12 protein-coding genes are annotated in these 14,232 nt (G+C 40.4%); all 12 read left to right on the top strand.

All coding sequences use genetic code 11. The features are described 5' to 3' along the window. Nucleotides 1-153 precede the first annotated feature (153 nt). The 12 genes from MKY07_RS05240 (at nucleotide 154) to recA (ending at nucleotide 13,590) form a co-directional block, all read left to right on the top strand. Nucleotides 154-1,695 carry an ABC transporter ATP-binding protein gene (locus MKY07_RS05240; RefSeq protein ID WP_014824454.1) on the top strand — a complete coding sequence of 514 codons (1,542 nt, stop codon included), beginning with the start codon at nucleotides 154-156 and terminating at the stop codon, nucleotides 1,693-1,695. Continuing rightward, nucleotides 1,695-2,744 carry an ABC transporter permease gene (locus MKY07_RS05245; protein WP_008403209.1) on the top strand — a complete coding sequence of 350 codons (1,050 nt, stop codon included), beginning with the start codon at nucleotides 1,695-1,697 and terminating at the stop codon, nucleotides 2,742-2,744. Before MKY07_RS05240 ends, MKY07_RS05245 begins: the two co-directional genes overlap by 1 nt. Before the next feature lies 1 nt (nucleotide 2,745). Beyond that, a complete protein-coding gene (locus MKY07_RS05250) occupies nucleotides 2,746-3,705 on the top strand; it encodes an ABC transporter permease (RefSeq protein WP_014824453.1) in 960 nt (319 codons plus the stop codon). An 843-nt stretch (nucleotides 3,706-4,548) separates the two neighbouring features. Continuing rightward, nucleotides 4,549-5,811, top strand: a complete 1,263-nt coding sequence (locus tag MKY07_RS05255; RefSeq protein ID WP_339263999.1) for a pitrilysin family protein — start codon at nucleotides 4,549-4,551, stop codon at nucleotides 5,809-5,811. Between the two features lie 3 nt (nucleotides 5,812-5,814). Beyond that, the gene (locus tag MKY07_RS05260; RefSeq protein ID WP_339264000.1) at nucleotides 5,815-7,119 is read left to right on the top strand and encodes a pitrilysin family protein; all 1,305 of its coding nucleotides are present in this window, start codon (nucleotides 5,815-5,817) and stop codon (nucleotides 7,117-7,119) included. Next, nucleotides 7,116-7,844 (top strand): SDR family oxidoreductase, encoded by a 729-nt coding sequence (locus tag MKY07_RS05265; protein WP_339264001.1) that lies wholly within the window; start codon nucleotides 7,116-7,118, stop codon nucleotides 7,842-7,844. The genes MKY07_RS05260 and MKY07_RS05265 overlap by 4 nt, the downstream gene beginning before the upstream one ends. Nucleotides 7,845-7,891: 47 nt before the next feature. After that, the gene (locus MKY07_RS05270; protein WP_008403201.1) at nucleotides 7,892-8,149 is read left to right on the top strand and encodes a DUF3243 domain-containing protein; all 258 of its coding nucleotides are present in this window, start codon (nucleotides 7,892-7,894) and stop codon (nucleotides 8,147-8,149) included. Between the two features lie 267 nt (nucleotides 8,150-8,416). Then, nucleotides 8,417-9,205 (top strand): DUF3388 domain-containing protein, encoded by a 789-nt coding sequence (locus MKY07_RS05275; protein ID WP_008403200.1) that lies wholly within the window; start codon nucleotides 8,417-8,419, stop codon nucleotides 9,203-9,205. A gap of 54 nt (nucleotides 9,206-9,259) precedes the next feature. Beyond that, complete coding sequence (locus tag MKY07_RS05280) at nucleotides 9,260-10,162, top strand: RodZ domain-containing protein (RefSeq protein WP_231918688.1); 903 nt, start codon at nucleotides 9,260-9,262, stop codon at nucleotides 10,160-10,162. 46 nt (nucleotides 10,163-10,208) lie between these two features. After that, nucleotides 10,209-10,787, top strand: a complete 579-nt coding sequence (pgsA, locus tag MKY07_RS05285) for a CDP-diacylglycerol--glycerol-3-phosphate 3-phosphatidyltransferase (protein ID WP_008403198.1) — start codon at nucleotides 10,209-10,211, stop codon at nucleotides 10,785-10,787. 303 nt (nucleotides 10,788-11,090) lie between these two features. Continuing rightward, nucleotides 11,091-12,350 carry a competence/damage-inducible protein A gene (locus MKY07_RS05290; RefSeq protein WP_339264002.1) on the top strand — a complete coding sequence of 420 codons (1,260 nt, stop codon included), beginning with the start codon at nucleotides 11,091-11,093 and terminating at the stop codon, nucleotides 12,348-12,350. A gap of 166 nt (nucleotides 12,351-12,516) precedes the next feature. Next, nucleotides 12,517-13,590 (top strand): recombinase RecA, encoded by a 1,074-nt coding sequence (recA, locus tag MKY07_RS05295; RefSeq protein ID WP_339264003.1) that lies wholly within the window; start codon nucleotides 12,517-12,519, stop codon nucleotides 13,588-13,590. The last annotated feature ends 642 nt before the right edge of the window (nucleotides 13,591-14,232 follow it).

Genomic DNA, 14,232 nt, shown 5'->3' on the forward strand with positions numbered 1-14,232 from the left:
AGCGTTATATTTTCATAGAATGGTAAGAAAAAGACCTATTTAGTGTTGAATTCGTCTGAAAATTGATAGATGAAAGATTTTACCAAAAATCTTTCATGTGTTAATTTTATAAAAATAATTTTAAAAGATAAATAGCCTAAGGGAGTGAGTCTATTGGAATACGTGATTGAAATGCTAGGAATCCGTAAAGAGTTCGGTAATTTCGTAGCAAACAACAATATCACCCTCCAGTTAAAAAAAGGCGAAATTCATGCACTACTAGGAGAAAACGGTGCAGGTAAATCGACTTTAATGAATGTACTTTTCGGTCTATATCAACCAGAAGCCGGAGAAATTAAAGTACGCGGAGAATCAGTAAAAATTACAGATCCAAACAAAGCAAATGATTTAGGAATCGGAATGGTCCACCAGCACTTTATGCTTGTGGAGAACTTTACGGTTACGGAAAATATCATTTTAGGTAGCGAACCTACGAAACTAGGAGCTATCAACATTAAAGATGCCGCAAAAGACATCGCTGCATTATCGAAGAAATACAATCTGGATGTGGATCCATATGCGAAAATTGAAGATATTTCTGTCGGAATGCAACAACGTGTAGAAATTTTGAAAACGTTATACCGTGGTGCGGAAATCCTTATTTTTGACGAGCCCACTGCATCATTAACACCGCAAGAGATTACGGAATTAATGGCGATTTTAAAACTTCTGATCAAAGAAGGCAAATCGATCATTATCATTACGCATAAGCTAAAAGAAATTATGGAAGTATCTGACCGTGTAACGATTATCCGTAAAGGTGAAGGGGTTGGAACAGTCGTAACGAACGAAACAAACCCGGATCAGCTTGCGGAATTAATGGTAGGCCGACAAGTAGAATTCAAAACAGAAAAAGGGGAAGCAAACCCTACTGAAGAAATCTTCAAAATCGAAAATCTTGTTGTAACGGATTACCGGGATGTCGAAAAAGTAAAAGGTTTGAATTTATCGATTCGTCGTGGTGAGATCGTTGGTATTGCAGGGATTGACGGAAATGGTCAATCAGAATTAATCGAAGCAATTACAGGACTTCGTAAAATTAAGAGCGGTAAAGTTACTTTAGGCGGCAAAGATATTACAGGTTTAAAACCGCGTGAAATTACGGAAACAGGGGTAGGACATATTCCTCAGGACCGTCACAAACACGGGCTTGTCCTGGATTTCCCTATTGGGCACAATATCGCACTACAAACTTACTATAAATCGCCAATTTCAAAAGGCACAATCATGGATTATAAGAAAATTAACGAAAAAGCACGTAAAATTATTGAAGAGTATGATGTTCGTACAGGTCAAGGCGAAATGACGCCTGCACGTGCACTTTCAGGCGGTAACCAGCAAAAAGCAATTATCGGCCGTGAAGTTGACCGTGATCCGGATCTGCTGATTGCAGCACTTCCTACTCGTGGATTGGACGTTGGGGCAATTGAATTTATCCACTCTCGTTTAATCGAGCAACGTGATAAAGGAAAAGCCGTATTATTAATTTCATTTGAATTAGATGAAGTAATGAATGTTTCTGACCGCATTGCCGTTATTTATGACGGGACAATCGTCGATACGGTTTATCCGAAAGAAACATCTGAACAAGAGCTGGGCTTATTAATGGCCGGTGAAAAACGTAAAGCAAAGGCAGTTAAGGAGGGGAACGAATAATGTCAAATCGAGTTGTGAATCTGCTCGTTCCACTCATCTCGGTAGTTTTAGGATTACTCGTTGGCGGAATCATCATGGTTGTCAGCGGCTATGATGCAATCGATGGGTATACTGCCCTATGGAATGGTATTTTCGGAGATTCTTATTCTATCGGTAATACAATTCGCCAAATTACACCGTATATTTTAGCAGGTCTTGCGGTAGCATTCGCCTTCCGTACTGGATTATTCAACATCGGTGTTGAAGGTCAGCTATTAATGGGCTGGCTTGCAGCGGCATATGTCGGATATGCAATTGAAGGATTACCACGTATTATCCACTTGCCATTAGCATTACTAGCGGCTGCGGCAGCTGGTGCATTCTGGGCATTTATCGTCGGTTTCCTGAAAGCAAAACTTCAAGTACACGAAGTAATTGCGTCGATCATGTTAAACTACACAGCATTATATTTAACAAATGCTGCAATTAAATCATTATCAGACGGCGGTTTCAAAACGCCGACAGTATTAGAGTCCGCTACACTACGTAATCAGTGGTTACGTGACATTACAGATAATTCAAGTCTTCACTTAGGGATTATCGTTGCGCTGATCATGGTTGTTGTTATGTGGTTCATTTTAGAAAAAACAACGCGCGGTTATGAGTTGAAAGCAGTAGGGTTCAATAAAAACGCTGCTGAATATGCAGGTATGAACGTAAACCGCAATATCATTTTAGCGATGACAATTTCCGGTGTATTCGCCGGTCTTGGCGGTGCGATGGAAGCATTGGGAACATACCAGAACGCATCGATTAAAGCAGCTGCTTCAGGTATCGGATTCGACGGGATTGCCGTAGCATTACTTGGTGCAAACAATCCAATCGGTGTATTCTTCGGGGCTTCATTATTCGGTTCCCTGAAATACGGTTCTTTAAACATGCCGAACGAAGCTGGAATTCCGGAAGAAATCGTATCGATCATTATCGCAGTAATTATTTTATTCGTAGCATCAGGCTATATTTTACGTGTTGGTTTACAGAAATTCGGAAAGAAAAAGGAGGGCAAGTAACATGAGCTTTTTAGAAGTGTTATACTTTATCGTCCCTTCTGCCCTTTTATACGCAACACCGCTTATTTTAACAGGTATCGGGGCTCTATTCTCGGAGCGTGCAGGGGTAATCGGTCTTGGTGTTGAAGGGTTAATGATTGTCGGTGCATTTACAGGTATTTATATAAACCTTGAATACTATGCTGATTTTGGGAAAAACGTCATTTGGCTGGCTTTATTGGCAGCGTTGTTGGCAGGGGCCATCTTCTCGTTGATTATTGCCGTTGCAGCCGTAACATTCCGTGCAGACCAAACTGTTACAGGTGTTGCGCTGAACATGCTTGCTGCAGCGATTACAGTATTCTTGGTAAAATTAATTTACGGTAAAGGTCAAACAGACATGGTTTCAGCGCCATTACAACGTTTTGAAATACCGTATTTATCCGATATACCGTTTTTAGGACCGCTTTTGTTCCAAAATGTATACTCTACAACAATTATCGCATTGGTTGTTGCGGTAGGAGCATGGTTTGTTCTTTACAAAATGCCATTCGGTTTACGTATTCGATCAGTAGGAGAACATCCAATGGCAGCGGATACGATGGGGATTAACGTAGCAAAAATGCGTTATATCGGCGTTATGATTTCCGGTGCATTAGCAGGTGTTGGTGGTGCTTCATTGGCTATGACATCATCTGGTGATTTCTCTGGCTCTACAGTAGCAGGACAAGGTTTCATCGCCATTGCCGCAATGATCTTCGGTAAATGGCATCCACTTGGTACCCTAGGTGCTGCACTGTTCTTCGGATTAGCACAAACATTAAGTATCGGTGGCGGGAATATCCCATACATTCAAGAGATCCCACCAGTAATCCTGCAAGTCCTGCCATACGTCCTGACAATCCTGGCATTAGCAGGCTTCGTAGGAAAAGCAGTAGCACCAAAAGCATCAGGCGTTCCATACATCAAAGGAAAACGCTAATTATAAAACTGTCTGTACAAAGTAGATTTGTACAGGCGGTTTTTTGGTGTTGAATAAATGTGGGCACTGAATTTAATAGCCAAATTGCTGGAGAAAGTAGAACTGATTGAAGAGAAAGTGGAAAGTTTTGAGGCTAAAGTGGAAAATATTTAGAGGAAAGTAGAATGTTCAGGATCTAAAGTAGAAACTTTTCAGGGGAAAGTAGAGTTTTTTAAAGGAAAAGTAGAAAGTTATGGGGCTAAAATGGAAGCTATTTAGGAAAAAGTGGAACTTCTCGCTCGAAAAGTAGAAAGCGTTGATTTTATTAACCGAGTTGCGGGAAAAAGTAGAAAGTTTTACGGCTAAAGTAGAAGCTATTCATGAAAAAGTAGAAACCGCGGAATTTATTAGCCTTGATCTGTAAAAAAGAAGAACCATTATAAAGTAAAAAATAAAATTAACGAACCTTGCCACGAATTAGATAAGCAGCCCAAACTTCATACAAAACCATAGTTGTGCGGAGTGGAGGGTCCGACTCCTAGGGGATTAAGCGTGCGCGGAAAATCCACTTGATGTATGCCGCCGTAGAGGCAAACATCAAGTTAGTTGGAGCCACGCCCCCAGGAAAGCGTGCCCTGCAACGCAGCATAACGGACTCCATTAATAAACGCAGAAAGCGTCTAGAAATTTTATTATAAAAAGAAATATTTTTAATTTTTAACCGTTGATATTTTTCATTCATAAATGTCACGAATTAGGGAACACTTAGTACGGATAATAACTTTGCACAAATGAAGGCAACACATGTATAGTAGAGAAGAAGCATTTATATTTATATTCACGAGGTAGTCAGGAGGAGTTTTTTTGTTTTTAACAACCGAAATTGCGAAAGGTGTTTCGCTTCATATACGACAAACCGCCCAATTCAAAACGGTGAACTTTTCGATCAAATGGAGAGCACCATTAAATGAAGAAACAGCGGCACAGCGTACAGTATTATCGAATGTCCTGCAGCACAGCAACGAAAAATTTCCAACATCGGCAAGTTACCGCAGCTATTTAGATGACCTTTTTGGCACAGTATTGTATTTTGACACAGCAAAGCGCGGTCAGGAGCATACTGTACTATTAAATGTCGAAACAGTAAACGACCAGTATTTATCACATGGCAATGTATTAAATGAAGTAATCGATCTGATCCATGAAGCAATCTTCAAACCGAACTTCGAAAACGGCGTATTTAAAGAATCAATTGTCAACCGCGAAAAAGAGATGGTCATCCAACGTATCCAATCCATTTTTGATGACAAGTCACGCTATGCACAAAAACGTTTAACAGAAATTATCCGTCCAAACAGCGCAGCATCATTTTCTGCAAACGGAAACATCGAAGCTGTAAAAGCAATTACACCACAATCATTAACAAAAACATATGAAGATATGCTAGCAAATGATGTCATTGATATTTACGTTGTCGGCGATATTAATATCGAAGAAATGACGCAGCAGCTAAAAGCAGCATTCCCGTTTGCTGACCGCGATGCACATCAGACAACAAAAGAAGATACAACTCCTGCAAACGTTGAACCATATACAAAAGAAACGCAGGAAATGAAACAAGGGAAACTGCATATCGGGTACTCGACACCTGTACGATTTGGCGATAAAGATTTCCCGATCATGCAAATTTTCAACGGTATCTTTGGCGGATATGCCCATTCAAAATTATTTATGAATGTCCGTGAAAAAGAAAGTTTAGCTTATTATGCATCAAGTTCTTACGCTTCTCAATACGGATTATTGTTTGTCGTGTCAGGTATTGAGCCGGCAAATGAAGAAAAGGCACGCCAACTAATTGCCGATCAGTTAAAAGTGATGCAAAACGGAGAAATTACCGATTTAGAATTGGCGCAAACGAAGGCGATGCTTATTAACCAGTTAAAAGAAGCATTGGATTCACCTCGTGGCCAAATCGAAATTTTTGACCAATACAAAGCATTAGACGAACCGTTTAATTTGGATACGTGGACTGCACGCTGGCAAGCTGTGTCAAAAGAAGATGTGCAAAAAGTGGCACAGGATATTAAATTAGAAGCAACGTATTTCTTATGCGGTAAGGGGGAGTAATCCATGGAAACAATTGAATTCCAGCAACTAGATGAAACATTATATTACAAGCAGCTAAACAATGGATTAGACGTATACATTTTGCCGAAAAAAGGCTTTTCAAAAACATTTGTGACATTCACTACAAAGTATGGTTCAATTGACCGTACATTCGTACCGATCGGAGAAACAGAACCGGTTACTGTTCCGGACGGGATTGCCCACTTTTTAGAGCATAAAATGTTCGAAAAAGAAGACGGGGATGTATTCCAAAAGTTCAGTGAAGTCGGTGCGCAGGCGAATGCGTTTACATCATTTACCCGCACAGCATATCTGTTCTCTGCAACAGACCATATTTATAAAAGTACAGAAACATTATTGAATTTCGTTCAGGAACCGTACTTCACAGAAGAAACGGTGAATAAAGAAAAAGGCATTATCGGACAGGAAATTACGATGTACGATGATCAGCCGGATTGGCGTTTATATTTTGGCGCGATCGAAAATATGTATCATAACCACCCGGTGAAAATTGATATTGCCGGCACGATCGAGTCAATTGACGGAATTACGGCAGAGCATTTATATACTTGCTACAACACGTTTTACCACCCATCAAATATGCTATTGTTCGTAATCGGTGCAGTAGATCCTGTTGAAATGATGGCGTTTATTGAAGACAACCAAAACAAAAAGACGTTCCAGAAGCCGACAGATTTAAAACGTTTGTTTGATGAAGAACCAACAAATGTCGCAGAAAAAGAGCGCGTGCTTCATATGGATGTCCAAAAACCTAAAGTGTATGTCGGATTAAAGGCGAAGCAGGTTGATTTAAGCGGCGAAGAAATGCTGAAGCATGAGCTTGCTGTTCAGATCGGCGTTGAATGTTTATTCGGCCGCGCTTCATCGTTCTATACAGATGTATATGAAAAAGGCTTAATTGACGAATCATACGGCTATGATTTCTCATTGGAAAATGGCTACGGTTTTGCACTGATCGGCTCTGATTCGGAGCAGCCGGAGCAGCTTGCCAAATTGATTAAAGAGAAGCTTGCACAATCAGAACAGGAGAACTTATTCACTTCTGAAGATGTAGAACGTATTAAACGTAAAAAAATCGGTTTCTTCCTGCGCGCATTGAATTCGATTGAATTTATCGCCAACCAGTTTACTCGTTATAAATTTAACGACATGAACTTATTTGATGTGGTACCGGTGCTAGAGAGGATTACAGTCGAAGATATCGTCAATGCATTTAAGACGATTCAAGGTGAAGAGCAACAAACGGTGTTTACTATCATGCCGGTTAGCGGGCGCGATCAAAAATGAAGAAGTTTGCATTAGTTTGCGGTGCTTCCGGTGCGATTGGGCAAGCGATTTGCCAGCAGTTAGCACAGGATGGCTGGTCACTCTATCTGCATTATCACACAGGGCATACTGTCATTGACAGTATGCTTCAAACGTTTACCGAAAACTTTCCGAATCAGGAGTTTATACCAGTAAAAGCAGATTTCAGCAGTGACACCGGGGCGGAGCAAATCGCCGCCCAAATTTATTCTTTACAGGCGATTGTTTATGCGAACGGCCATGCATATTATGATTTGCTGGAAAACACACCAGCCGCGGAAATGACCAAACTTTGGCACGTCCATGTACAAAATCCGATGCGAACAACCGCACTGCTCGCGGGCAAATTACGAGCGAACAAAGTCAGCTATGTGCTTGTCATCGGTTCAATCTGGGGTGATGTCGGAGCAGCGGGCGAAGTAGCCTACTCAGCTGTAAAAGGCGCTCAGCACAGTTTCGTAAAAGCATACTCGCAGGAAGCGGCGTTTAGCGGCATTCGTGTTAATGCGATTGCACCTGGAATTATTAATACGAAGATGAATGCAAAGTTTGATGCCGAGGAGCGCGAAATGATCGAAAGTCAAATTCCTTTACAATCTTTTGGTGAAGCGCTCGATATCGCGAATATGGCGGCTTTTTATTTAAGCGGACGTGCAGATTATGTGACAGGGCAAATAATTCGAGTTAATGGCGGTTGGTACATATAATTTCCTGATATCCGCACATACTAATTGTGCGAGAGGAGGGAAAGCAAATGGGACTTTTACAAAACTGGGAACAATGGACAAGCTTCTTAGGTAAACAAGTATCTGATGCAAAAGAAAGCGGCATGCCTAATAAAATGATTGAGAAGGCCGCAGTTCAGATTGGTGAATATCTTGCGAAAAACGTTGACCCACAAAACGAGCAAGAGCGTGTGTTATCAGACTTATGGTCTGTTGCCGAAAAGGACGAAAAGCAAGCAATTGCAAGCTGTATTATGAAGCTCGTTCAAAATAAGCCACAACACTAATCGGCTATACGAAAAAATGTCACTCACTGCATAAGTGAGCGGCATTTTTTTCGGTTTACATATTTGCATGATTTACTAATTGAACCAATCTCCAACTATAAATGCATGATTGTCCAACATTGTTACTTCCAGAACGGGTTTTTTTAAAAATTATTTCAAGAAAACTAACAAAAACGTGGCTTTCTAACTTTTCAATAGGTAGAAAATCCGCTATGATGGAACTTGTAAGAAATAAATACGTTTCTATTATGAGGGGACAGATACAAAATGGGCGAATGGTATTTTGAATATGAAATTCAAGTGAATCGACCAGGTTTATTAGGAGATATTGCATCGCTGTTAGGAATGCTTCGCGTTAATATTGTCTCGATTAACGGTGTGGATGAGGAGCATCGCGGAATGCTGTTATCTACAGAAAACGAAGAATCTATCCAGCGTTTTATTTCAATCGTCTCAACAATGGAAAATATTAATGTAACAAGATTTCGTGAGCCAAAGCTGCGTGATCGGTTGGCTGTTCGGCATGGGCATTATATACCGAAAGATGCGGATGAAAAAAATACATTCCGGTTCGTACGTGACGAATTAGGAATTTTAGTTGATTTTATGGCCGAATTATTTAAAAAGGAAGGGCATAAATTAATTGGAATCCGTGGAATGCCGCGTGTAGGAAAGACAGAGTCAATCGTTGCCGCAAGTGTGTGCGCGAATAAAAAATGGATTTTCATTTCTTCTACTATGATTAAACAAACCGTCCGGAATACGTTAATGGGCGATGAGTTTAATGGGAATAATATTTTTATAATGGACGGTGCCGTCACACGTCGCTCGACGGATGAACGCCACCAGCAGTTAGTTCGGGAAATCATGGGTATGCCGACGATTAAAGTCATTGAGCATCCAGATCTGTTCGTACAGCATTCATCATATAAAATAGAAGATTTTGACTATATTATCGAATTGCGCCATGAGCCGGATGAAGAAATAACATATGAAATTATTGAAAAGAATAATATGTTATCAAGTACAGACCATTTTGGCGGATTTGATTTTTAGTAAATATGAGGGTACATAGTATGTGCTCGCATTATTTGAATATATTAAAAGTAGGTGTTTTTTTTGACGGAACTAGGAGCTCGCTTGAAAGAAGCGAGATTAGCTAGAGGTTATAGTTTAGATGATTTACAAAACATCACAAAAATCCAAAAACGTTATTTAATAGGAATCGAAGAAGGCAACTATACTATTATGCCTGGTTCTTTCTATGTACGTGCCTTCATTAAGCAATATGCAGAGGCAGTTGGATTAGATGCGGATGAAGTATTGACTGAGTATCGAAAAGATATTCCGGAAATGCAAAAAGAAGAGGTCGCGCAATCATTCACACAAAGTCCGAGTCGCCGCAATATGAAAGCGACATCGAGCAATAAAATGAATGAAGCAATGCCGAAGTTGATCGTCGCATTGTTTGCGATTGTCATCATTGTCGTGATTACAACTCTCTACATTCAAAAAACGGGCAGTACCCCGGATGGAGCAGAAGAGGATATTGAACCGATTGAATACGAACAAAATCCTAATTCAACACCAACAAAACCTGTTGAAGACAGCGAAGAAAACACAGATGCAGACACAGAAGAAAACACTGAGCCTGAAGAACCTGTTACAGAAGAGCCTGAAGCAGCTCAAACGATCAGTGAAGGTGTTGTACAAGGTGAAGATACAACGTTTGAAGTATCGGGAACAGACAGCTTGAATATCCGTGTTGAAGTAGCAGGTGATACATGGGTTGGCATTCGTAATGAAAACCGCCAAGAGCAAGTAAATGCACGTGTCTACAAAGCTGGAGAAGTAGTAGAACATGATTCAACGGCAAACGGTTATGCACGTATTCGCTTAGGAAACTCAAAAGTGGCAAAAGTTTACGTAAATGATGTAGAATTAGCTTACGCACAAGATATGGTTTCTCAAAACGTGATTTTAAAGTTAGTGAATGAAGGACAAGGAGAGTAGTCATCTTAAAAGATGGCTCTTTTCTTTAGACGAAAGGTGTTAGCAAATGAACATACCAAATAAGATTACAGTCTCGCGCATTTTATTGATCCCACTATTTGTGATTGTAATGATGTTTGATTTCGGTTGGGGGAATATGACGCTGTTTGGCGCGGAAATGCAAGTGAACTATTTTGTCGGGGCACTTATTTTTATTTTCGCTTCTGCAACGGACTGGGTAGATGGCTACTATGCCCGCAAATATAATTTAGTGACGAACTTAGGGAAGTTTTTGGACCCGCTTGCAGATAAGCTGCTCGTTTCCGCTGCCTTTATTTTATTGGTGGAAATCGACCTGGCACCTGCCTGGATTGTCATTATCATTATTTCGCGTGAGTTCGCGGTAACGGGACTTCGACTGATTTTAGCTGGACAAGGGGAAGTCGTAGCGGCGAACCAGCTTGGTAAAATTAAAACTTGGGCCCAAATCGTGGCGATTTCTGCATTAATTTTACACAATACGATTTTTACATTAGTTGGCATACCTTTTGATATGATTATGCTTTATGTAGCGTTGTTCTTTACAGTATGGTCTGGATGGGATTATTTCTATATAAACCGTCGTGCATTATTGGATTCAAAATAAATAAAATTTCTAAAACTAGGTTAGAATTTCTTTTAGGATAGGTAATAGTAATAAGTATCCATAAAAGACATAACAGATGCCCGTGCATTTTGGACGGCCTGTTTTTCTAATCTAGTTTTCTTTATTTTTACAGCAGTTGCCAAAACAACTGCTGTAAAAAAGCCTCTGGTAGATGTCACAGATTTTTTAAAGGAATGGAAGTCAGCCAAAAAACGTCGCGTCGTGCGACAATGGCTGACTGACCCACATCCTGTGTGCCTGCAATTCCGCCGAGGCGTAATTGATATTTAGGGGGTTTTAGGAATGAATGCAGAAATTATAGCGGTAGGATCGGAATTATTATTAGGACAAATCGCCAACACGAATGCGAAATTTATTTCGAGCCAGCTTTCGGAACTTGGCATTAATGTTTATTATCATACAGTTGTAGGAGATAACGAGGCGCGGCTACTAGAGGCGATCAAAATTGCGGAACAGCGCGCGGATGTAATTATTTTCTCAGGTGGTTTAGGTCCGACAAAGGATGATCTGACGAAGGAAGCGATTGCGAAGCATTTGAATCGTACGTTAGTGTTTGATGAAACGGCGCTGTTTGCGATTGAGGAATTTTTCTCGAAGCAAAGACGACCGATGACGGAAAACAACCGAAAACAGGCGCTAGTACTGGATGGCTGCGAGGTCTTGTTGAATCAGCATGGGATGGCACCGGGGATGTTTTTGGAGGAAAATGACCGCATTTATATTTTACTGCCGGGTCCGCCAAAAGAACTTGAGCCGATGTTCCAATATGAAACGAAGCCAAAACTTGCGGCACTTTTACATGACGGCGGCGTAATTTTATCGCATGTACTACGTTTTTACGGGATCGGTGAAGCAGATCTGGAAACCCGTATACAGAGTATTTTGGAGGAACAGACAAATCCTACAGTTGCCCCGCTTGCTTCAGATGGTGAAGTTACATTGCGCATTACGGCAAAAGCACAAAACGAACAACAGGCATTCCGTCTAATCGAGTTAAAGAAACGTGAAATTCTCGATATCGTCGGAGAATACTATTATGGCGTAAATGATGAATCATTAGGTTTCAAGCTTGTGCAAATGCTTCTTGAAAATGAATTAACAGTTTCCGCTGCCGAAAGTTTAACGGCCGGTCTGTTCCAGTCGGAGCTGGCAGAAATCCCGGGTGTTGGATCTGCATTAATCGGCGGTGTTGTGACGTATACGAAAGAAGCAAAAATTAAGCACCTCGGTGTTTCCGGTGAACTGCTTGATGAAAAAGGCATCGTCAGCAGTGAATGTGCAGCAGCAATGGCAACACAAGTCCGTGAAAAGTTCGGTACAGATATCGGCGTTGGGTTGACGGGAGCAGCAGGACCGGGTGATCATGACGGACAGCCTGCAGGATCAATCTGGGTTGGCATTAAGATCGGTGACACAGAACCGCTCACGTACCGACTACAATTAACCGGTTCAAGAAATACGAACCGAATCCGCGCAGTGAAGTTTACATTCAGCTATTTAATGAGAGAATTAGCGAATCAAGGTTACAAAAAGCTGATTTAGTTGTTGTATTCTAATGAAAAAGACAATTTGATCAGTGATTTAAAGACATTTAGAAACATTCAAAGAAAAAGCGAAAATATGTTCGCTTTTTTCTTGAATGTTATCTCATTAGCAAGTATAATAGAGACATAAGTTAAATAAAGCTTTTTCTTAAGGAGGAAATAGTTTGAGCGATCGTAAAGCAGCATTAGATATGGCGTTAAAACAAATAGAAAAACAATTCGGTAAAGGTTCTGTCATGAAGTTAGGTGAAAACTCGAACCGTCATATGGAGACAACTTCATCAGGCTCTATCGCAATTGATGCAGCATTAGGTATAGGCGGCTACCCGCGCGGACGTATTGTAGAAGTTTACGGACCAGAATCATCTGGTAAAACAACAGTTACATTACATGCCATCGCAGAAATTCAGGCAAACGGCGGTACAGCAGCGTTTATCGATGCTGAGCACGCACTTGACCCGGTATATGCACAAAAATTAGGCGTTAACATTGACGAATTATTATTATCACAGCCGGATACAGGTGAACAAGCACTTGAAATCGCAGAAGCATTAGTACGTTCTGGCGCGATTGATATTATCGTAATCGACTCTGTAGCAGCATTAGTGCCAAAAGCCGAGATCGAGGGCGAAATGGGTGACTCGCACATGGGTCTCCAAGCGCGTTTAATGTCACAGGCATTACGTAAATTATCAGGTGTTATTAATAAATCGAATACGCTTGCTATCTTCATCAACCAAGTTCGTGAAAAAATCGGTGTTATGTTCGGTAACCCGGAAACAACAACAGGTGGACGTGCCCTTAAATTCTACTCTTCTATCCGTTTAGAAGTACGACGCGGTGAAGCGATTAAGCAAGGTACAGAAATTATCGGTAACAAAACAAAAATCAAAGTCGTAAAAAATAAAGTAGCACCACCATTCCGTACAGCAGAAGTGGATATTATGTACGGCGAAGGGATTTCAAAAGAAGGCGAAATCGTCGACATCGGTGCAGAACTGGATATCATCCAAAAGAGCGGTTCTTGGTATTCATACAACAGCGAACGAATCGGCCAAGGTCGTGAAAATGTAAAACAATTCTTCAAAGAAAACCCTGCAATCAAAGAAGAAGTGACAGAAAAAATCCGTCAACACTTCGGTATCGGCGAACTAGGCTACACAATCGGTGCCAACGATACAACTGAAGAAGAACTGGACGAACTAGAACTATTTGAAGACGAAAAAGATAAAGAATAATGTTACAGACCCAAGCGAAGAATTTAGCTTGGGTTTTTGTTTTGTGGGGGAAAGGCGGTTTTATGGATAAGGTGGAGCGGTCTTTGGTGAAGTACCTGTTGGGTCAGGGGAGCGTTGGAGTTTATTAGAATAAATATGAGTTTTATTAGACGATCTTTGAGTGTTATTAGAAGATGGGAAGCAGGAATTAGAAAATGAGATTGACTTAGGCTACTTTGATTAAATTTTTCTAAGCAAAACCGGTGGGAAAAATAAAGCAGGGTTTTTTATTAGAACAAATGTTTGCTATATTAGAAAAGCTCCACCCCATATTAGAAGATTCGATGAGAATATTTGAAAATCGGGACGACTTATTTGAAGAAGTACAGAATATATTAGAAAATCGCAAGTTTATTAGAACAAATAAAAATATATTAGAACATTTAGAACTATATTAGAACTTCCCGCCTCCTGGTAGCCCGTAAATCGCGTTAACCGGATTCTTTATAGAAAAGATTGGTAACCCGCCACCCCAATACAGACTAATTTCTGGAAGTCCCTTAATGGACCATAAAAATATAAAAAACCCTTTAAACCATGGCTATTCTTGACATACCTAATTTTGAACTATACAATTAAAATGTATAATTTCTAAATTTTGAA

The organism is Solibacillus sp. FSL W7-1472 (assembly GCF_037969775.1).
Taxonomy (GTDB): domain Bacteria; phylum Bacillota; class Bacilli; order Bacillales_A; family Planococcaceae; genus Solibacillus; species Solibacillus silvestris.